Annotated in this window: 19 protein-coding genes, 1 pseudogene and 1 riboswitch; of the genes and pseudogenes, 1 reads left to right on the forward strand and 19 read right to left on the reverse strand. The window is 40.1% G+C overall.

Features of this window, described 5'->3' with window-relative positions; all coding sequences use genetic code 11:
- Nucleotides 1–20: 20 nt before the first annotated feature.
- The 4 genes from T8I65_RS12950 to T8I65_RS12965 are packed head-to-tail and all read right to left on the reverse strand — an operon-like array spanning nt 21 to nt 3,940.
- Nucleotides 21–1,103 carry a bifunctional 3-deoxy-7-phosphoheptulonate synthase/chorismate mutase type II gene (locus tag T8I65_RS12950; RefSeq protein WP_295180528.1) on the reverse strand — a complete coding sequence of 361 codons (1,083 nt, stop codon included), beginning with the start codon at nt 1,101–1,103 and terminating at the stop codon, nt 21–23.
- Nucleotides 1,093–1,977, reverse strand: coding sequence for a prephenate dehydrogenase (locus T8I65_RS12955; protein WP_322300998.1), 885 nt, complete (start codon nt 1,975–1,977; stop codon nt 1,093–1,095). The genes T8I65_RS12950 and T8I65_RS12955 overlap by 11 nt, the downstream gene beginning before the upstream one ends.
- Nucleotides 1,974–3,119, reverse strand: coding sequence for a pyridoxal phosphate-dependent aminotransferase (locus T8I65_RS12960; RefSeq protein WP_322300999.1), 1,146 nt, complete (start codon nt 3,117–3,119; stop codon nt 1,974–1,976). Before T8I65_RS12960 ends, T8I65_RS12955 begins: the two co-directional genes overlap by 4 nt.
- On the reverse strand, nt 3,116–3,940 hold the full coding sequence (locus T8I65_RS12965; RefSeq protein WP_322301000.1) for a prephenate dehydratase: 825 nt from the start codon (nt 3,938–3,940) through the stop codon (nt 3,116–3,118). The genes T8I65_RS12960 and T8I65_RS12965 overlap by 4 nt, the downstream gene beginning before the upstream one ends.
- Nucleotides 3,941–4,283: 343 nt before the next feature.
- Here T8I65_RS12965 and gldA point away from each other — a divergent pair, with 343 nt between their 5' ends.
- Nucleotides 4,284–5,201: a gliding motility-associated ABC transporter ATP-binding subunit GldA gene (gene gldA, locus T8I65_RS12970; protein ID WP_322301001.1), complete on the forward strand. Its 918-nt coding sequence runs from the start codon at nt 4,284–4,286 to the stop codon at nt 5,199–5,201.
- Between the two features lie 421 nt (nt 5,202–5,622).
- On the opposite strand, the gene T8I65_RS12975 is transcribed toward gldA, so the two are convergent.
- The 15 genes and pseudogenes from T8I65_RS12975 to T8I65_RS13045 form a co-directional block, all read right to left on the reverse strand.
- Nucleotides 5,623–6,372: a head GIN domain-containing protein gene (locus tag T8I65_RS12975; protein ID WP_322301002.1), complete on the reverse strand. Its 750-nt coding sequence runs from the start codon at nt 6,370–6,372 to the stop codon at nt 5,623–5,625.
- The gene (locus T8I65_RS12980; RefSeq protein ID WP_322301003.1) at nt 6,369–7,472 is read right to left on the reverse strand and encodes an acyloxyacyl hydrolase; all 1,104 of its coding nucleotides are present in this window, start codon (nt 7,470–7,472) and stop codon (nt 6,369–6,371) included. The genes T8I65_RS12975 and T8I65_RS12980 overlap by 4 nt, the downstream gene beginning before the upstream one ends.
- A gap of 51 nt (nt 7,473–7,523) precedes the next feature.
- Nucleotides 7,524–8,480 (reverse strand): methylenetetrahydrofolate reductase [NAD(P)H], encoded by a 957-nt coding sequence (gene metF / locus T8I65_RS12985; protein WP_322301004.1) that lies wholly within the window; start codon nt 8,478–8,480, stop codon nt 7,524–7,526.
- A 272-nt stretch (nt 8,481–8,752) separates the two neighbouring features.
- Complete coding sequence (metH, locus tag T8I65_RS12990) at nt 8,753–11,431, reverse strand: methionine synthase (protein WP_322301005.1); 2,679 nt, start codon at nt 11,429–11,431, stop codon at nt 8,753–8,755.
- Between the two features lies 1 nt (nt 11,432).
- Nucleotides 11,433–12,446 (reverse strand): homocysteine S-methyltransferase family protein, encoded by a 1,014-nt coding sequence (locus T8I65_RS12995; RefSeq protein WP_322301006.1) that lies wholly within the window; start codon nt 12,444–12,446, stop codon nt 11,433–11,435.
- A gap of 51 nt (nt 12,447–12,497) precedes the next feature.
- A riboswitch (SAM riboswitch) is annotated at nt 12,498–12,601 on the reverse strand.
- An 85-nt stretch (nt 12,602–12,686) separates the two neighbouring features.
- Nucleotides 12,687–13,193: a hypothetical protein gene (locus T8I65_RS13000; RefSeq protein WP_322301007.1), complete on the reverse strand. Its 507-nt coding sequence runs from the start codon at nt 13,191–13,193 to the stop codon at nt 12,687–12,689.
- Entirely contained in the window at nt 13,193–13,615 is a 423-nt protein-coding gene (locus T8I65_RS13005; RefSeq protein WP_322301008.1) for an OsmC family protein, read from the reverse strand. The genes T8I65_RS13000 and T8I65_RS13005 overlap by 1 nt, the downstream gene beginning before the upstream one ends.
- Nucleotides 13,616–13,684: 69 nt before the next feature.
- Nucleotides 13,685–14,747 (reverse strand): annotated as a pseudogene (locus T8I65_RS13010) (NAD(P)/FAD-dependent oxidoreductase).
- Nucleotides 14,740–15,333 (reverse strand): bifunctional precorrin-2 dehydrogenase/sirohydrochlorin ferrochelatase, encoded by a 594-nt coding sequence (locus tag T8I65_RS13015; protein ID WP_322301009.1) that lies wholly within the window; start codon nt 15,331–15,333, stop codon nt 14,740–14,742. Before T8I65_RS13015 ends, T8I65_RS13010 begins: the two are co-directional and overlap by 8 nt.
- A gap of 124 nt (nt 15,334–15,457) precedes the next feature.
- Entirely contained in the window at nt 15,458–16,249 is a 792-nt protein-coding gene (gene cobA, locus T8I65_RS13020; protein WP_322301010.1) for a uroporphyrinogen-III C-methyltransferase, read from the reverse strand.
- A complete protein-coding gene (locus T8I65_RS13025; protein ID WP_322301011.1) occupies nt 16,242–18,335 on the reverse strand; it encodes a HEPN domain-containing protein in 2,094 nt (697 codons plus the stop codon). Before T8I65_RS13025 ends, cobA begins: the two co-directional genes overlap by 8 nt.
- A gap of 159 nt (nt 18,336–18,494) precedes the next feature.
- Entirely contained in the window at nt 18,495–19,739 is a 1,245-nt protein-coding gene (locus tag T8I65_RS13030) for a sulfate adenylyltransferase subunit 1 (RefSeq protein ID WP_322301012.1), read from the reverse strand.
- Between the two features lie 13 nt (nt 19,740–19,752).
- Nucleotides 19,753–20,652: a sulfate adenylyltransferase subunit CysD gene (gene cysD, locus T8I65_RS13035; protein WP_322301013.1), complete on the reverse strand. Its 900-nt coding sequence runs from the start codon at nt 20,650–20,652 to the stop codon at nt 19,753–19,755.
- A 10-nt stretch (nt 20,653–20,662) separates the two neighbouring features.
- Nucleotides 20,663–21,292, reverse strand: a complete 630-nt coding sequence (locus T8I65_RS13040) for a phosphoadenosine phosphosulfate reductase family protein (protein ID WP_322301014.1) — start codon at nt 21,290–21,292, stop codon at nt 20,663–20,665.
- Between the two features lie 87 nt (nt 21,293–21,379).
- On the reverse strand, nt 21,380–21,637 hold the full coding sequence (locus T8I65_RS13045; RefSeq protein WP_322301015.1) for a DUF2061 domain-containing protein: 258 nt from the start codon (nt 21,635–21,637) through the stop codon (nt 21,380–21,382).
- Between the last annotated feature and the right edge of the window lie 36 nt (nt 21,638–21,673).

Below are 21,673 nucleotides of genomic sequence, written 5' to 3' on the forward strand. Positions count from 1 at the left end.
GGGTAGCGTGAAATCATCCCCTATACATCAAGGATTTTCTGTTGGTGATTAATAGATTCCTGGTGAATGGCTTTGAACAATCTTAGAACAAATTCTTCGCTCAGGCCTTTATCTTCACCTTCCAGTACCATTTTACCAAGGATCTCGTTCCATCGTTTTGTTTGTAGAATAGCTACGTTCTGATCTTTCTTCACCTGTCCTATTTCTTCGGAAATTTTCATGCGTTTAGACAAGATCTCCAGAATCTGACTATCGGTAATATCAATCTTAGAACGCAAAGCTGTTAGCTTATTCTGAAAATCTTGACTTGCAGAGATCTCTTTTCTAACCTTTAGATCTTCCATCATCTGTATCAAAGCAGCTGGTGTAATTTGTTGTGCAGCATCACTCCATGCTTTATCTGGAGTATGGTGAGTTTCCACCATGATACCGTCGAAATTAAGATCAAGTCCTGTTTGACAAAGATCAAAGATGATATCTCTTCTTCCTGCGATATGAGATGGATCCAGGATCAAGGGAAGGTCCGGGAATTTATTCTGTAACTCAATGGGAATCTGCCATTCCGGGTTATTACGGTACTTTGTTTTCTCGTAAGCAGAGAATCCACGATGTATTACTCCAAGGTTGTTAATATCTGCCGTGTGTAAGCGCTCAACCGCTCCCAGCCACAAAGCAAGATCTGGATTAACAGGGTTTTTAACCAGTACGATCTTATCTGTTCCTTTCAAAGCATCTGCGATCTCCTGTACAATAAATGGAGAAACCGTTGTTCGCGCTCCAATCCAGAGAATATCTACATCATGTTTTAATGCAAGATCAACATGGTTCGGGTTTGCAACTTCAGTAGTAGTTAGCATTCCGGTTTCCTCTTTCGCCTTCTGAAGCCATTTTAGACCCAGTGCACCAACTCCTTCGAAATTTCCAGGGCGAGTTCTTGGTTTCCAGATTCCTGCACGTAAAACAGTTGCGTCACTATCTTTTAACTGGTGAGCGATCGTTAATACCTGCTCTTCGGTTTCTGCACTACACGGCCCTGCAATCACCAACGGGTGAGACAGGTTGAAGTTGTCTAACCAGCCTCTGAGTTCTTTTTTATTTTCCATTCTCCTGTAATTTTAATTCTTCGTTCTTATTTATTCCGTTTAATACTTCTTTTATATGATTGGTTCGATCCATTTCCTGGTAAAGCTGATCGAAATTGTCTTCCTGCATCAATTTTCTGAAATTCTGAAGATTCAGAATATATTCATCAAGAGTTTCCAGTACATTTTTTTTATTCTGACTAAAAATCGGTGCCCACATTGCCGGGGAACTTTTAGCGAGTCTCACAGTCGAGGCAAATCCACTACCTGCAAGGTCGAAAATATCCCGCTCGTTTTTTTCCTTTTCCAGTACTGTTTTTCCCAGCATAAAGGAGCTAATATGCGATAAATGAGAGACATAAGCTATATGACGATCATGTGAACGGGCATCCATATATCGTATTCTCATTCCTATCTTCTGAAATACCTCTAAAGCTTTTTCCTGAAGCTTGAAAGCGGTCTTTTCTACTTCGCAGATAATATTGGTCTTATTTCTGAATAATCCATGAATTGCAGCCTGCGGACCAGAAAACTCAGTTCCCGCTATCGGATGTGCTGCCAGAAAGTTTCTTCTTTTCGCATGATCCTCGACTACCTGGCAAATATTCTCTTTAGTTGATCCCGCATCTATTACCACGCAATCATCTTTTACTATATCCAGGATTTGTGGAAGCACCTTAATGCTGGCATCTACCGGAATTGCAAGGTACACAAGGTCGGCTTCATGAATATCTTCTATCGCAGACATTCTGTCGATAAGACCTAGTTCAAGCGCCTGCTTCAGGTGATACTCATTTCCATCTATTCCGGCTATACTAATCCCAGGAATACCCGCTTTGAGATCCAGCGCGAAACTGCCGCCTATTAACCCAATTCCTACTATAAATACCTTCATGATCTAATTCTTTTTAAAGCTTCATCGATCATTTCTTCCGTAGCACAAAGGGAGAAACGAACATAATCTCTTCCCTGCTCACCAAATATAAAACCCGGTGTTACGAACAGATCTTTATCGTACAATAATTCATCAACCAGGCTTTCTGCACTTTTACCTTCAGGAGCCTTCGCCCATACGAAAAGTCCAGATTGTCCCGGTGCTGCTTCACAATTCAATGTTTTTACCAGTTCCAGTACCTTCTTTTTTCTTGAACTGTATAACTCGTTTAAATTTACAAACCATTCATTTGATAGTTGAAGCGCCTTTACCGCCCCAGCCTGCAAAGGATAGAACATACCACTGTCCATATTAGATTTTACTTTTAGAACAGCTTCAATATTTTTCGGACTCCCGGCGAGCATTCCAACTCTCCAGCCAGCCATATTAAAACTTTTACTTAGCGAATTAAGTTCCATCACGTAATCGCTCCTTTTGTCGGTATCTAGAATACTCAAAGGTTCTGTATTCTGAATAAAACTATATGGATTATCATTGACAACCAGAATTTCATTCTTTTCAGCAAAAGCAGTCAGTTTTCTAAAGAAGGCCGCAGTCGCTTTGGTTCCCGTAGGCATATGAGGATAATTCACCCACATGATCTTCACATTTTCAAGTCCCTGTTTTTCTAATTTTTCCAGATCTGGTAACCAGTTCTGCGATTCGTCCAAAGTATATTTCTGAACTTCTGCCTGTAGTAATCCAGAAACCGAAGTATAGGTAGGATAGCCTGGATCCGGAACTAAAACTTTGTCACCTTTATTCAGGAACGCCATGGAAATATGCATGATCCCTTCCTTGCTTCCCATGAGCGGAAGGATTTCATTCTCAGCATCCAGATTTACATGATAATAGTGAGAATAAAAGCCTGTCATGGCATTTCTTAGTTCCGGTATACCTTTATAAGGCTGGTATTGATGCGCTTTGGAATGTTTTAGCCCATTTTCCATCGCATCTACTACTTGCTGCGGTGGTGCAAGGTCCGGACTTCCAATTCCAAGATTGATCACCGGCTTGCCCTGTTCTCGCAAAGCTGCCACTTCCCTTAATTTTTTGGAGAAGTAGTATTCCTGTACGCTTTCCAGTCTTTCTGCTGTCTTCATGACAATCTGCTTTTGTATATTCCTAATATGTTCAGGTCTTCGGTCATTAATTTCAAAACATCCATCGCACGATCAAAATCTTCTCTTTTATCAAAGATCACATCTACGAAAAAAGAATATTTCCAGGGCTCGTCTATAATTGGCAATGACTGTATCTTGGTTAGATTCAAATAAGAATCCCGTAGAATGTTGAGTACTGAAACTAAACTTCCACGGTCGCTCTTTAGATCAAATTTCAAAGATGCTTTATCAAGAATTTCACCATTCGGTTTTTGTTCCTCTGTTCCCAGAACCAGAAATCTGGTGGTATTGGATTTGATCGTATGAATGCCTGAAGCCAGAATTTCGAGTCCGTACATACTCGCCGCCGCAGGACTTGCTACCGCCGCAACTTTCAATTTTTCTTCGGAAGAAATTCTTCGGGCAGCCTCTGCAGTATCTGCATCTTCTATCAACTTAATATGCGGATGCTTCTTAAAAAATTGTTTGCATTGCAACAAGGCCATAGGATGAGAATATACTTTTTTGATATCTTCTATTTTCTGACCTTTTACCGCCATCAAATTCATATTCACCGGAGTGTAATGCTCTCCAATGACCTTCAGCTTGTATTCATCAATCAGGGCATAATTAGGAAGAATAGAGCCGGCAATACTGTTTTCGATAGCCATCACAGCTTCTGTCGTCCCACCTGAGGCAAGCGCTGTTGTGAGTTCCTGAAATGACATATGTTCAGCCACAGCAGTTTGCTCTCCAAAATAGTCCATCACTACGAGGTGATGAAAAGACCCTTTAATACCCTGAATTCCGACTTTTCTCATTTTTTTCCAAAAAAAAAGTCCCGATCTAAGATCGAGACTTTTATATAATTTTAGCTTATTTAATCATATAGCATTCCCGATTCTATTCCTGGTATAGAAATAAAAATAATAGAATGCGTTCCAGTTAATTAAGCTTGTCATTTCATTAATTATGAATCACTAAAGTAGTACTAATATTCAAGACTCAAAATTAAACGGTATCCAAATTAGAACTTTTCCCATATTCGGAAAATTGATGTGAATTATTTACAGATTACGATCTAATACCACAAAATTGACTGCTAACATTGAAAGATAATCAGTCAGTTCTCTGAAGAATTATTCCTAATTTTGATCACCATCTATGTCTATACAAGTAAATAACATATCAAAAAGCTTCGGAGATCAGCAGGCGCTGGAAAATATAAGCTTCGAAATTGGCCGCGGTGAGATCGTTGGATTCCTTGGACCTAATGGTGCAGGAAAATCAACTTTAATGAAGATCCTTACCGGCTACCTTTCTGCAGATTCCGGCGAGGCCAGGATCAATGATTTCGCGCTGGATACTCAGCTGGCAGATCTTCAGCGAAGTATTGGGTATCTGCCAGAGCATAATCCTTTATATACTGAAATGTATGTTCGGGAGTACCTGCAGTTCCATGCATCAATATTTTCAGCTTCTAAAGACAGGATCGAAGAAGTCATTAAACTTACCGGGCTTTCTCCTGAAGCAAACAAAAAAATAGAACAGCTATCGAAAGGATACCGGCAACGTGTTGGTCTTGCGGCTGCGCTTTTGCATGATCCTGAGGTATTGATCCTGGATGAACCTACTACAGGTCTTGATCCAAATCAGCTAGTTGAAATAAGATCTTTAATTAGTTCTATTGGAAAAGATGGCAAGGATGGAAAGCGGGGAACAACCGTATTTCTTTCCACACATATTATGCGTGAGGTAGAAGCGATCTGTGACCGGGTCATCATTATAAGTAATGGAAAGATAGTTGCTGATAAGTATCTAAAAGATCTTAGAAATGAAAAAGAACAGGTGATTTTTGTCGAATTCGATTATAGAATTGAAGAAGTTGCGCTTCAAAAGATTCCTGGAATGATCTCTGCAAAAAATACCGGCGGCTTTACCTATGAGCTGATTTTTGATTCCAATAAAGACATGCGTCCAGCTGTTTTTGATTTCGCCCATGATAACGGACTCAAAACACTACAGCTAAATCAAAAGACGAAGAACCTGGAAACCCTGTTCGCTGAACTTACCCAAAAATAACATCAATCAAATAACAAGTTCAATGTTAAAGGACACCAGTTCTAACTCCATCCTGTTTTGGACGATTTTGCGTTAGGGATTGCAGCGGCATCCTTTTAACACGAGGCTGAGCACGTCGAAGCATTGTGTTGAAAGATAAAGCGGAAAGCCCGGCCCGAAGGGAAACGCCCATATTTTTAAAGATCTCTACAATATATATCTGGAAACTCTAGTTGCTGAACTCTCCAAAAAAATAACATTAATCAAGCACAGGTTCCATAAAAGCTACAGTTGTAACTCTAAACTGCAATGTAGATGTTTGCGTTAGGGATTGCAGCGGCATCCTTTTAACGCAAGGCTGAGTTTATCGAAGCCTTGTGTTGAAAGATAAAGCGGAAAGCCCGGCCCGAAGGGAAACGCCCAAATCTGAAAAATCATCGAACTATTCAAAAATCAATCTGCCTTCGAAGTGTTCGGTCACATCAACATTTGCCGGCCTGTTTACCGAAATGATATCCCCGTAACTAAAAAGATCGGCTTTTAAAAATTGTTGCGGATTAATGATCAATTTATTCGTTCCGCGATGTAGAAGGTCGTAATGCTGCACGACAAGATCTCTTGCTTCCAGCCTGGAATCTCCTGCTGCAAAGAAGCCGTCAAAATTTTCCACGCTTCCAGAAAGAAAGAAATGCGAATAATTATCGCTGGTGATCCGGAAATTCTTCACTTTAAGATCCAGTTTAAAATCACCATTGGTATATACCTCAATGTCTTTATCCTGATTTTCTGAAACCAGCCAAAGCTCATTCAGGCGCAAAGTTCCTACACTTTCTATCATCAAATTTCCTGCATGTCTCAAGTAAGTGAGATCGGGAACAGTGACGTAAACTTTGGTGTTATTAAAATCACGCACAAAATTGCAATCGTTCTCGTTTCTTAAAACCAACTGACCGTTGATCACTTTAGCCGAGACCTCATTTCGAAGATTTTCACCGGTTTCAACAATAACTTTTTGCGATTCTCCCTGTTCGATAAACAATTTGATCTTATCATACACCAAGATCTCGTCAAAGCTTTCAAGCACTATTTCTTCGGAAGTGATCGCGCCAGCTTTCTGAAAACAATCATTGGCATCTTCAGAATCACAACTCCAGAGAACTATTCCGAAGAATAAAAATATCAGTTTTTTCATAATCTGTAACCTATTGAAAATTCAACTGCTTCAGCATTTGCTCCATGGGATCTAACTGTGACCGAAGCCCACCAGTCTTTAGAAAAATCACGTTGCAAACCCATTCGGTTATAAACTCTGTCCACATAATCATCATAGGGATAGTATGCATAATAACCTAGATGCGTGATCAGGGACATTTTATTAAAAGTGAGTTTGTGACCCAAAAATAATCCCACTCGCTTAGCATTCTCATCGCCTGAAGTTCCTTTCTGTGGAAATGCAATCGACTGATACCTGATAAATTCTTCCAGGGATCTTGAAAAGAAAAGCTCTGCTCCTCCATGCAGCGTACTTCTATGATTCAGAACTTTATCTGCATACGCTGAAACCGTCAAAAATGGCAATCTCGGAGAACCTATCACTCCTGAAGTGTTCACACCACTTCGAACAGCGAAATTATAATGAAAAGGTTCGGTATATTTTTCTTCCTCACCTCTTGGAATATATTCAGGATGCTCCTTATGGTCCAGCAGGTAATTTACTCCTACATTAAAAGTGAAGGTATTTGTACTATGATTTGGAGAACCCATATCTGCATTGGAATAATGTATAATGGTCACTCCGGCATTCAGTCCCAATCCGCCCACGATCTTTTCCTTGTGAATATTTCCCATTAAATAGGTAGAACTCAAAAAGCGGGTTCCGTAGGCATTATTCTGATAATTGGTATCAGGATCGTAAGGATCTGTAGTATATGCAATCCCCTGTCCTATTCGAAACATCAACAATCGCTGTAGGAAATAGAAGCTAAAATGACCGTAAACAGAATAATTCTCACCGAGATACTGATTTTTCATATTCTGATAGATAAAAGAATATCCAAAATCAGGATAATTATACCTGCTTTCCCATTTTTCGAGTCCGTAGGTTTTCCGGTTCACGCTCAGTAAAAAACCTTCCTGGTGCTCATCGATCAAATGTGCAATATCCGGGTTATGTTCGAGGATACTTCCATAAAAATAACTGGCATCGAAGGAATAATATTTTTCAGGTTTTTCTTCCTGAGCCTGTATGAACAAGCTGAAAAACATGAGGAGAGCGGGGAGAATTCTTTTCATACGGAAACAAATCTAACATATTTACGAATATTATTCCGTTAGAGTTTGAACTTAGAAAACCGCTTCAGCAATTTGCCTGATATTGGTACTTTTCCCCATGGAATAATAGTGTAAAACAGGCGCTCCACCTTTGATCAATTCCTTACTTTGCTGGATGCACCATTCCACACCAACCTGCCGTACCTCTTGATTATTTTCACATTTTTCCACTTCGTGAATCAGGGCTTCTGGAAGATCCACGTGAAATCTATGCGGCAGTAAATTCAATTGTTTTTTAGTCGCTAAAGGCTTCAATCCCGGAATAATAGGCACGTTAATCCCCTGATCGCGGCACTTTTCAACGAACTCGAAATAACACTGGTTATTAAAAAACATCTGGGTCACCACATATTCTGCACCGGCATCTACTTTTTGTCTTAAGCGCCGAACATCAGAATCTATACTTGGAGCCTCCATATGTTTTTCCGGATAACCAGCAACGCCAATACAAAAATCTGTGTTATGCCCTTTTTCGATGACTTCATCCAGATACTTACCTTCGTTCATATCCCTGATCTGTTCCACCAGTTCACTAGCAAATTGGTGTCCGTTTGCTTCCGGCTTAAAATAAGTTTCGCTTTTTACTGCATCTCCCCGAAGTGCCACCACGTTCTTGATCCCCAGAAAATCCAGATCGATCAGGAAATTCTCGGTGTCTTCCTTTGAAAAACCTCCGCAAAGAATATGAGGCACCGCATCCACTCCATATTTACTTTGTATCGCAGCACAGATCCCAACCGTTCCAGGACGTTTCCTAACGATCTTTTTTTCCAGGAGTCCGTTTTCACGCTCAGAATACACATATTCTTCACGATGGTAAGTTACGTCTATAAATGGCGGATTAAACTCCATCAAAGGATCGATATTTTCGTAAATAGAATTAATATTAAATCCCTTTAAAGGCGGCAGGATCTCAAAAGAAAATACTGTTTCTCCCGCGGTTTTCTCCAGATGTTCGGTAATCTTCATGTTATTGGTAATAATTTCAATTTGTGCGTTGCCCTTCGGGCCGGGCTTTTCACTTTATCCTTTAGCACGATGCTTCAAAAGCTCAGCTTCTTACTAAAAGGATGCCGCTGCAATCCCTAACGCATGTTTCTCACTTCACAATTTTTTAATATCTGAACCTGTTTCAGGATATTCAAAGAAGCTGAAATCGATGATTCACGGATTTGATTAGTCCAGCTTCACTGATATCTTTTCTGACTTCTCTAATTTCCTATTGGTCTAAATACTCAGTACTAGTCCGCTATATTTGGATTTAACCATTTTTCGGCTTTGAGATAATCAATTCCTTTTCTTTCAGCATAATCCCGAACCTGGTCTTCTTTAATTTTTCCGAGACCAAAATATTTAGCTTCAGGATTGGCAAAATAATAACCACTTACACTTGCCGCAGGCCACATCGCCAGGCTTTCGGTAAGTTCCACGCCGATGTTCTCCTTTACTTTAAGAATTTCCCAGATCGTTAGTTTTTCCAGATGATCCGGGCAAGCAGGATAACCAGGCGCAGGCCGGATACCTTTATATTCTTCTTTGATCAAGGCTTCGTTGCTCAGGTTTTCTTCAGAATCATAACCCCAATAGTTCAGCCGGACTTCTTTATGTAAATATTCAGCAAAAGCTTCGGCTAACCTATCTGCCAGAGCTTTGATCATGATCGAATTGTAATCGTCCAGATTCTTTTCGAATTCCTGAGCTAATTCCTGCGTTCCAAAACCTGTAGTCACACAAAAACAACCTATATAATCCTGAACGCCATTTTCTTTTGGAGCTATAAAATCTGATAACGCATAATTCGGCTGATCTCCATGTTTTTTCAATTGCTGACGTAATGTTCTGAAAATGGCAGTTTTCTGTTCTGAATCTTGATAAAATTTTACTTCAATATCATCGTCTTCAACAGAATTCGCTTCAAATAATCCAAAAGTAGCTTTAGCCTTCAGCAGTTTTTCCTTCAGAATTCGTTGCAGTAAAACCTGGGCATCTTCAAATAAACTCTTGGCTTGCTCTCCAACTTTTTCATCTTTCAGAATATCTGGATAGCGGCCATGCAGATCCCAGCTTCTGAAAAATGGAGACCAGTCGATATAATCGAGTAATTTAGAAAGATCAAAGTCTTCTATCACCTGTGTACCGAGCTTATTCGGTTTTTTGATCTCAGTATTCTTCCAGTCAATATGAAATTTATTTTTGCGAGCTTCTTCAATACTTAGAAATGATTTGACCTTACTTCGTTTCTTGAAATTAAGGCGGAAAGTATCATAGTCGGTTTTAAGGTCGCGCTTGTATTTTTCTTTCGTACTCTCCTTTAGCAACTGTCCAACAACCGTCACCGCACGGGAAGCGTCGTTAACATGTGCAACGGCATTCTTATATTGTGGATCTATTTTAACTGCGGTATGAGCTTTAGACGTTGTTGCACCACCTACCAATAAAGGGACAGAAAAGCCCTGACGTTCCATTTCCTTCGCCAGAAACACCATTTCATCCAGGGACGGAGTAATGAGTCCGCTAAGACCAATCACATCTACATTCTCTCTTTTGGCTGTTTCAATGATCTTCTCTGGTGGCACCATCACTCCAAGATCGATGATCTCGTAATTATTGCATCCCAACACCACAGCCACGATATTTTTACCAATATCATGTACATCACCTTTTACGGTGGCCATCAAAACTTTTCCAGCCGACTGTCTTTTATTCGATTTATCGGCTTCGATATAAGGTAATAAATGCGCTACGGCTTTTTTCATTACGCGGGCAGATTTTACTACCTGCGGCAGAAACATTTTACCACTTCCGAAGAGATCTCCCACTACATTCATTCCGTTCATCAAGTGACCTTCGATAACATCTAAAGGTTTTTCAGCTTCAATTCGCGCCTGTTCAATATCTTCAAGAATATAGGCATCAATTCCTTTTACCAGGGCATGTGTAATTCTATCCTGTAATGGTTTCTCGCGCCAGGAAAGGTCTATTTTATTCTCTTTTTCTCGCCCCACTACATTTTCAGCCAGGTCCAGCAAACGCTCTGTAGCATCCTCGCGACGATCGAGGATCACATCTTCCACATGTTCCAGCAGCTCTTTCGGAATTTCGTCATATACCTCCAACATCGAAGGATTCACGATCCCAATATTCATCCCAGCTTTGATCGCATGATATAAAAAAACCGAATGCATCGCCTCCCGTACCGGATTATTGCCACGGAAGGAAAAGGAAACATTGCTCACACCACCGCTCACACTACAGTGCGGCAAATTCTCTTTGACCCATCGTGTACCTTCAATAAAGTCGATCGCGTTTCTTTTGTGTTCATCCATTCCTGTTCCCACGGGAAAGATATTGAGATCAAAAATGATGTCTTCGGGAGGAAATTTTACCTGATTGACGAGAATTTCATAGGAGCGTTTGGCAATTTCAATGCGACGTTCATAATTATCTGCCTGCCCTTTTTCATCAAAAGCCATCACGATCACGGCGGCGCCGTAGCGTTTTATTTTTTTGGCATGAGTGATGAATTCTTCTTCACCTTCCTTTAAACTGATGGAATTCACCACGCATTTCCCCTGAACTACCTGAAGTCCGGCCTCAATGATCTCCCATTTGGAACTATCGATCATAATAGGAACACGGGAAATATCGGGTTCAGCAACCACGAGATTGAGGAACTTTATCATGGCTTCTTTCCCTTCAATAAGGCCATCGTCCATGTTCACATCGATGATCTGTGCACCATTTTCTACCTGTTCCCGGGCAACTTCCAGTGCTTCATCAAACTTCTCTTCTTTAATGAGACGCAGGAATTTTTTAGATCCGGCAACATTGGTTCTTTCTCCTACATTTATAAAATTACTATCCGGTGTGATCACCAGCGGTTCCAATCCGGAAAGTTTTAAGGGTCTTATTTGTGACATTCTAGATACTTTCTGTTTCGAGCTGTGGTAAGACTCTAGGTTTGTAATTAGAAGCGATTTCGGCAATTGCCTTAATATGTTTTGGTGTGGTTCCGCAGCAACCACCGAGAATATTTACCAGGCCTTTATCAAGATATTCTTCAATTTGAGCTGCCATCTCCTGCGCATCCTGATCGTACTCCCCAAAGGCATTCGGTAAGCCGGCATTAGGATAGGCCGAAACTCCCGAATTCGCATAGCGGTTTAAAACTTCCAGATGAGGAGTTAATTGTTTTGCACCCAATGCGCAGTTAAAACCGACACTTAACAACGGAATATGAGCTACTGAAATAAGAAAAGCTTCTGCCGTCTGTCCGGATAGGGTTCTTCCGGAGGCATCGGTAATCGTTCCGCTTACCATGATGGGAATATCAAGATTCAGTTCTTCTTTTAATTCTTCGATCGCAAAAAGTGCTGCTTTCGCATTTAATGTATCAAAAACAGTTTCTACAAGAAGAACATCTGCTCCACCTTCAACAAGCGCTTGCGCCTGCTGTTTGTAAGCTTTCCGAAGTTCATCAAAAGAAATAGCGCGGTATCCGGGATCGTTCACATCCGGACTCATACTAGCCGTTTTGTTCGTCGGCCCCATCGCTCCAGCTACGAATCTTGGTTTGGATGGGTCCTCCGCAGTGACCTGTTCCGCCACCGCTTTAGCAATTCTGGCCGACTCAAAATTAAGCTCGTAAACGAACTCTTCCATTTGATAATCGGCCATCGCAATGGTGGTTCCTGAGAAAGTATTGGTTTCTACAATATCGGCGCCGGCATCAAAGTATTTACGATGGATGGTGGCAATAGCTTCAGGTTGGGTAAGGGATAGCAGATCATTATTTCCTTTCAATGAAATGGGCCAGTCGGCAAAACGTTTTCCGCGGAAATCTTCTTCAGAAAATTTATATTCCTGAAGCATGGTACCCATGGCACCGTCTAGTATTAATATTTTTTGAGAGAGTAACTCTTCTATTTTCGACATGATTATTCAAATAATACGATATCAAAAAAAGAAGACTGGAAAGAATTCTGATTGTTATCTATCCGAGACTGAACTCAGTAGAATGTAGCACCTTCTCCTAAGGAGGGTTGCTAAGGTTTCACAGGGTCTAATCCCTCAACCTTTCTTGATAACGATTGTTAGTAAACAATGAACTTACGAGACAAATATAGGGTTCAGCCTCTAAAAACCAAGGCTTTTGGCAAAAAATTAATCTGATTATTAAAATGAGAAATTTCCTCTTTGCTGCACATTTAGTAAATTATCTTCACCTAATTCCTTCAGAAATGATCTAAATTCTTCTTTCATCTCCTTATTGGAAAGGGTAATTTCAAGATCTCTCTTTTCTCCAGATCTATGGGTAAAATATAAATGGTTCTTATTTCCGTAGATCGTGTGTTTCCAGAAACTGGCATATCCTACATAGTCAAAACCAAGATCCTGTAATTCTGTGATCTTATATATTTTTGATTCATTCTCCTTTTCAATAATGATCTCATCGCGAGTGATCCTTAATAGGCCTAAAATCCTTGGTTTTAGAAAAGTTTGCCCTAATGCAATGAACATGCAGATAACATAAACCGCATATGCGGAATTTAGCAGCCATGGATTTTCCGGTTCCCAGACATACGCGATCACACCGCTACCCAGCAAAAATACAGCTAGCGGAATTCGGACTTTCCATGAGGGATCCCAGGTTTTTACAATTCTCGTTTCGAACGAATTCACTATAGAACTTTTTCCGAATTAAGGCTCACACTATATGAGATCTCCGCAGCTTTTTCCAGCATTTTCGAAACTGAACAATATTTATCCATCGATAGTTTCACCGCTCTCGCCACTTTTGATGCCGGAACGTCACCCTTCAGAATAAAATCAAGATGGATCTTTTTGAAAACATTAGGAATAGCGCCATCTTCACGATAACCATCCACCTCAACCTGAAGATCTTCCAGCTCGTGATTTTGCTTTCTCAAGATCATCACAATATCTATACTGCTACAACCCGCAATTCCCCTAAGCAGAAGATCCATGGGACTCGCCCCTTTTGGCTCCTCATCAGATTTGTTATCCAGCAATACTATATTCCCGCGCTCATTTACAGTCTCGAACAGGTAATTCTCGTTGATTCTCTTTAAGCTGATCTTCATTTTTTCAAATTTTCAATAAATATAGGAATTCTCATACATCTGAAGAGTAACCTTAGTTACCAAGATCTTCTAAACACTAATACTTTTAACGACTTCTCGTTTTGCTTCTTTCTTAGTTCCGTCGAAACCTTCCACCCCGCCCACGGTAGTGTATTTCAGCACATACTTCTTATCTGGATTGATTCGCGCATAAGCACTCTGGCACATAATGGCAGCTTCATGAAAACCAGACAATATTAGCTTTAGTTTACCTTTATAAGTATTCACATCGCCTATCGCATAAACCGGGAATATTCGTCTGGTAATCATAAGAATTATCTACTTTGATCGCATTCTTCTCGATCTCCAGTCCCCAGCTGCCAATTGGCCCTAGCTTGGGAGAAAGACCGAATAACGGGATGAATTCATCCACTTCCCTGAATTCTTCACCACGCGCTTTATCTTTATGCCTAATAACCACTTTCTCCAGCCGATCGCCCCCTTGCAGACCAACAACTTCTGCATTGGTGATCATTTCAATTTTTCCAAGTTTAGCCAATTCTGAAACTCTTTCTACGGAATCTAAAGCTCCACGGAATTCTTCTCTTCTGTGTACTAAAGCAACTTCAGCAGCAACATCGGCCAAATAAATCGCCCAGTCTAAAGCAGAATCCCCGCCACCAGCGATCACCACACTTTTATTACGATACACTTCAGGATCCTTAATAAAATAAGATACTCCCTTATCTTCAAAATCTGCGATATTAGAAATTGGAGGTTTCCGTGGCTCAAAAGAACCAAGTCCGCCAGCAATCGCTACAACGGGTGCATGATGCTGAGTGCCTTTATTAGTAGTAACTATAAATGTTCCGTCATCCAGTTTTTCTAAAGTTTCTGCTCGCTCCCCAAGTGTAAAACCAGGCTCAAAAGGTTTTATTTGCTCCATTAAATTCTTAACAAGATCACCAGCAAGGATCTCTGGAAACGCCGGAATATCGTAAATAGGTTTTTTGGGATAGATCTCAGAACACTGTCCGCCAGGTTGAGGCAAGGCATCAATAAGATGCGTTTTTAGTTTTAGAAGTCCCGCTTCGAATACCGTAAACAATCCTGTGGGTCCTGCTCCAATGATCAGGATATCTGTTTCAATCATTTTTCTCCTTTTCATATATTAAAGACTCAGTAATGCTATTCATTTGTTCCACTTTGGCTTCAAAATCACCTTTGATGGATTTTCGATATTCATTCAAATTCTCCACCATTTCGCTAACATTTTCGGGAATCACTTCTTCAAAAAACTGTCGCAAACGCTTTGCGGTCGTTGGTGATTTTCCATTAGTGGAAATGGCGATTTTCACATGCCCTTTGTTAACGATCCCGCCCATATAGAAATCACATAATTCTGGTGTATCTGCGATATTCGCCAGTAAAAATCTCTTTTTTGCATCTTTATACACCCTTTTATTAAGCTTTGCATCGTTTGTTGCAGCGATCACAAAATGCCGCTTCTTGAGATATTTTCGTTTATACCTTCCCTTAGTCAATTTAGCTCCGTGTTTTCTGGCAAGCTCTTCTGTTTCTTTCAGGAACCATTTTGCTACCACTTCGACCTGCGCATTAGGACTGGATTTAAATAGAAAATGAAGCTTTTCGTGACCTACATTTCCACCACCAACTACCAAAATATTAAGTTGATTCACTTTTAAAAAAACCGGATATAATTCGTTTCTCTCTTCCATTTTTTTGTTTAATAATTCACATTTCGACTGTGCTCAATGTGACAAAACTTTTATTTTGTCAAGCTGAACTCGATACAGCTTCTCTATAGATCCTGAATCAAGTTCAGGATGACGGGCTTACTCTTTAAGCAGCTCCAATGTTTACATATCCCTGTTGTTTCGGAAGACTTTTCACGTTCTGAAAAACTGTTTGTAAAGCATTCGCTTCCTTCACGACCTCACCAATCACTATAATCGCAGGCGCTCCCAGATTTTTTTCTGAAACTATCTTTTCAATAGTTTTTATAGTTCCAAAACCTGAATTTTCATTAGCAGTAGTACCATTCTGAATAATTCCTACGGGCACATCTTGCTTTCCAAAACCACTGAAGATCTCCACTATCTCCTTCAATTTTCCCATTCCCATCAGGATTACTACGGTTGCTGTAGATTGTGCTGCCAATTGCACGTCATTAGATAAATTCTTCTGAGAAGTGGTTCCCGTGATCACCCAGAAACTTTCAGAAGTGCCTCTTTGCGTCAGCGGAATTCCAACATTTGCCGGTACCGCAATGGAAGAGGTTATTCCTGAAACAACCGCAGTTTCCAGTCCATGCTTTCGAGCATAGATGATCTCCTCAGACCCTCTTCCGAAGATGAATGGATCTCCTCCTTTAAGTCTTACCACATGACCTTTTTCTGCAGCATATTTCACAATTAGTTCATTGATCTCATCCTGAGAAAATCGATGTTTATCCTTTCGTTTTCCCACGAAAATATGTCTCGCCTGGGGAGCATATTCCAATAAGTCTCTATTAATAAGTGCATCATACAGAATTACGTTAGCCGACTTTAAAGTATTTAAAGCCTTCACTGTGATCAATTCCGGATCACCCGGACCTGCGCCTACTACCGTTAGTTTTGCTGAATTAAACATTCTGTACCTCCTTCGTCCTATAAGCATCTACTCTATTCAGAAATAACTGCGCATCCTCTAAATACTTTCTGGCAAAGTCTTCGCTGGGTTCATGCTGGTTTAACTGGTATGTAAATTCTTTAAAAGTGGTCGCCAGATCGATCTTCCCGGTTTCAACGAATAGTTCATCGAATTGCGCAATGATCCCGGCCTGGGTATTCGTTTTTACATCTTCAGCCAGCAGCAAGGCTTTCGCTGAATTTACAATCGAAGTGTACGCGTGATAAATACTGTCTGCCCAGTCCTTTCGTTCCAACGCAGATTTGGCATTATCGATCTTCTCTTCACTTTCAAACAATAATGTTGCAATCAGGTCAATGACCACCCCGGCACATTCCCCTACTCCTACTGCCTTAATATATGGGGTTTCATGTCCCCAATCCACGAACTCATTCTCGGAAATATTTGAAGTATCTGCCAGATCTTTCAGCAAATCATAGAAATAGGTTTTTTCTTTACGATCGTAATACTCTATAAATTGTTCCTTCGCTTCTGAATTTGCCTCAAAATCATTCAGTATAGTCCTTAATGCTTCAGGACCACGTTTACTGGGAACTTTGACAAGTTTATCTGCAAATCTACCTTTACCATTCCCGAGGGTTCCACCACCTAGTAACACCTGAAGGGCCGGTGCGACCGTTTTCCCGACTTTTATAGACATTCCCTGGAATCCAATTTCAGCCATATTATGCTGTCCACAGGCGTTCATACAACCACTAATTTTTATGGTGATATCCTTTCCATTAGTGAATTGCGGATATTCTTCTTTGAGAACATCTTCCAGCACATCGGCAATACCGGTACTGCTGGCAATACCAAGATTACAGGTATCGGTGCCAGGACAAGCCGTAATGTCTACAGTCTTATTGTATCCAACTTCTGCATAACCCAGTTTTTTCAGTTCTGTATAGAAGAAAGTCAGTAAATCCTGCCGAACGTGACGAATCAAAATATCCTGTCTTAAGGTTAATCTTAACTCGTTACCTGCGTATTTTTTAATTAGGTCTGCCAGCTGCCTCGCTCCACGAGTATAAAAATCACCAAGTGGCACACGTATTCCAATAGCGAATAATCCTTCCTGCTTTTGCTCAAAAACATTCTTTTGCTTCCAGTTTTCAAATTCTTTCTCATCTTCGATTTCTACGGAAGGAAACTCAACTTCCTGCAATGCTGGAGCTGCTTCGAATCTTTCAATCTCAAATTCAGGTTGTTCTTGCGAAAGTGCCGTCTTTTGTTCGGCTACCAGTTTCATAAACGCTTCTTTTCCTATATCCTTCAGAAGAAATTTCATCCTGGCTTTTAGACGCTTAGCACGTTCCCCATGTCGATCAAAAACCCGGAGTACACCTTCAATTAGAGGTATGATTTCTTCCGCAGGTAAAAAGTCATATAACTCATCTGCATGCCGGGGTTGTGATCCCAGACCGCCACCAAGCATTACTTTGAATCCGCGTTTTCCATCCTTCAGTTTGGCGATAAAACCAAGATCATGTATATAACTAAGCGCAGTATCTTCATCTGAAGAAGAGAAGGACATCTTAAATTTTCTACCCATTTCCTGGCAGATTGGATTCCGAAGAAAAAATTGAAAGACAGCGTGTGCATAAGGTGAGACATCGAAAGGCTCATTAGGATCTATCCCAGCTGTTGGCGAAGCTGTGATATTTCTTACTGTATTCCCACAGGCTTCTCTAAGAGTGATATCATCTCTTTCTAGTTGCGCCCATAGCTCGGGAGTCCTGTCCAGGCTCACGTAATGAATTTGGATATCCTGCCTGGTTGTGATATGCAGCCGACCTTTGGAATACTCATCTGAAACATTAGCGATCCGGTGTAACTGTTCTGAAGTTACCTTTCCAAACGGCAGTTTTATACGAACCATTTGAACTCCTGACTGTCGCTGTCCATAAACTCCGCGTGCCAGGCGTAGGCTACGAAACTTCTCTTCATCAGCCTTTCCTTCGCGAAAAAGCCTGATCTTTTTTTCTAAATCCAGGATATCTTTCTCGACTACAGGATTTTCAATTTCGGTTCTAAAACTTTGCATGATCTTGATTATTTAAATGAAAAAAGTCCTTTTAAGAATGACACTTAAAAGGACTTTTTATAATTCAGTTTATAAAATGGACTTCTAAGTATGAGGCGAATCGCACATACACATTTTTGATAAAATGTTGATATTGAAGTGGTTCATTTTTTGGTGATATTATTTTATAAATCCTACTCCGGCCGTGGTATTAGTTTGAGTATCTACCAGAATAAATCGACCATTTGTTCGATTCGTATTATAACTGTCGACATAAATAGGTTTACTTAGTTTGATCTTTACGCTACCAATATCATTTAGACTCAAAGAAGTTACATTCTCTTCGGCTCCAAAATTCGAATCGATATGACTTTCTACTTTATCTATTTTAGCCAGAACACCGTTGGTATTATGTTGTAAAACATATTTTTTGCCCGGAACCAAAGGATGATTATCCATCCAGCAAACCATGGCATCCACAACTTTTGTTTCTTCAGGAACCTCTTTGGTTTTCACCAGCATATCTCCTCTGGCGACATTTATATCATCTGCCAGGCTAATAGTTACAGAACTTCCTGCTGGAGCTTCATCAAACGTTTCTTCAAAAAAATGAATGTCTTTGATTTTAGAGGTCGTCAAGGATGGCAATACGGTTACTTCATCTCCTACTCTCAAACTATTACCACTAATTTTTCCAGCATATCCTCGATAATCATGAAATTCTTCGGTTTTAGGTCTTATCACTGTTTGAACAGCAAACCTGGCCTGACTTTCTTCCGCAAAATCTTCAGCTTTGAGATCTTCGAGATGTTCCAGTATGGTTTGCCCTTGATACCAAGACATTGCAGTAGATTTTTCAGCAATATTCTCTCCCCATAAAGCGCTCACCGGAACAAAGGTGAGTTTCTGATCCTGGAAATCACTTTTACTTCTCAATTCATCAAATTCCGTAATGATGTTATTGAATACATCTTCAGAGTAATTGACAAGATCCATTTTGTTAATAGCGACTATAACTTCTTTGACCCTCAACAAATTATTTATAAAAAAGTGCCGGTACGTTTGTTCGATAACTCCCTTTCTGGCATCTATAAGTATAATTGAAGCTTGCGAAGTTGATGCACCGGTCACCATATTCCGTGTATATTCAATATGCCCCGGAGTATCGGCGATGATATAACTTTTCTTTGGTGTTGAAAAGTAGATATGAGCTACATCTATTGTAATCCCCTGCTCTCTTTCTGCTACCAGACCGTCTGTAGCTAGTGAGAAATCCAAATAGTCCAGACCATTTTTCTTACTTACCCTATCAATGGCTTCCAATTTATCTGAAGTTAAAGATTTGGTATCGTAAAGCAGTCTGCCAATGAGTGTACTTTTACCATCATCAACGCTTCCTGCTGTTGCTATTTTTAATACTTCCATTCTCTTCTTTATTTTAAAAATAACCTTGTTGCTTTCTTGTTTCCATGGCGGCCTCAGATCTTTTATCATCGATTCTTGCACCTCTTTCTGAAATAGCTGACTCCCTTATTTCCTTGATAATCTTTTCTACGGTATCTGCTCCAGATTCCACTGCAGCCGTACAGGTTATATCTCCCACAGTTCTAAATCGAACGGTTTTCATTTCTGTAATCTCATGATCGTCTTTGTAAACGTGTTCTGAAGCTGTCCAAATCAACCCGTCTCTTTCAAAAATCTCCCTCTCATGAGCGAAATAAATGGAAGGAATTTCAATCTTTTCAGCATCTATATAACTCCATACATCCAGCTCTGTCCAGTTAGAAATTGGAAATACTCTAACATTCTGGCCCATATCAATACGACCATTTAGCATATCAAAAACCTCCGGTCGTTGGTTCTTTTCATCCCATTCTCCAAAGTCATTTCTTACTGAAAAAATTCTCTCTTTAGCACGAGCTTTTTCTTCATCCCTTCTTGCTCCACCTATACATGCATCGAACTTATATTCTTCAATGGCACTCAAAAGAGTATTGGTTTGCAATGAATTCCTGCTGGAATACCTGCCTTTTTCTTCAATAGAAACTCCGCTGTCAATATCAACCTGAACTTTTCTTACAATAAGTTTCAGTCCAAGTTCTTCAACTAATCGATCTCTGAACTCGATAGTTTCAGGAAAGTTATGACCGGTATCTATGTGCATTAATGGAAAAGGAATCCTGGCAGGATAGAAGGCCTTTTGCGCTAGGCGTACCAAAGTGATAGAATCCTTACCGCCCGAAAATAATAGTACGGGATTTTCGAACTGAGCCACAACTTCCCGCAAGATGTAAATAGCTTCGCTTTCTAACGTATTTTGATTTAAAATCGAACTCATTTTTAAACTTTTAGGTGTGTAAACCACACTCTCTGTTATCTAATACTTTTGTAGGGTCGAAATACTTGAATTCATTCGGTAGCTTATGCTCTCTTAAATACCCATCTAATTTTTCGTCTGACCAGTGGTAAAAGGGACTAACCTTCAGAAGACCGTCCTTACTATAACTTAGAATATCGATGCTATCTCTAAAATTTGTCTGTCCTTTTCTGAGATTCGTAAACCACACATCAGGATTTTGTTCAGTCATTGCTCTTTGAAAAGGTTCCAGTTTTACCTGCCTGGTAAATTCCTCATGATCTGGAGAATCTACACCAGGAATACCGCTAAAAAATGCGTCTCTATAAGCAGCCGTTTCTTTTGGTGTGTAGAGTTTTACATTAAGATCTAAATGATCTATAAGAAATTGAGCATGTTTATAGGTAGGCAGGGTATTGTAACCTGTGTCGCACCAAATTATCTTCATAGTACTTTCTACCTGAGTACAGGCATGTAAGATTGCTGCTTCATAAGGTCTGAAATTGGTAGTAACTACTGGATTATTACTAGATGCCAAGACCCTTTGAATTATTTCTGAAGGTGCTACACCCCGTAACTGACTGTTAAGTTTTTCTATTTCTGAATCGCTAAACTTTCTCATCTGTCTTTATGATTTAATTCTGGTCAATTGCGAATAATCAGTTACTATTTCGCATTAGTATAATTTCCGGTTCGCTACTATTTAAAGCTAATCTTTGCCATAGGGGATTAAATTCCAAAGCCGTTCGTGACCAAAGTACAGGATCATTTTTGTCACCAGTTCTACAGATCCAATTGCGATAGCGGTTTCTATTTTTCCAGTAAGAAACCATGCGATCATGACCGTATCCAGGGTTCCAACTATTCTCCAACTAATAGTTTTTAGAATACTTCGAAGCGGTCGTTCTGTAGTCCTATCTTTTTTATAGGTACTTTTTTCTTTAGTTTGATTCAGTAACATCAACATACTTTCTTCCTTAAAAACTATAATCCTATCGGTTTA

The organism is Christiangramia sp. OXR-203, assembly GCF_034372165.1.
GTDB lineage: Bacteria > Bacteroidota > Bacteroidia > Flavobacteriales > Flavobacteriaceae > Christiangramia.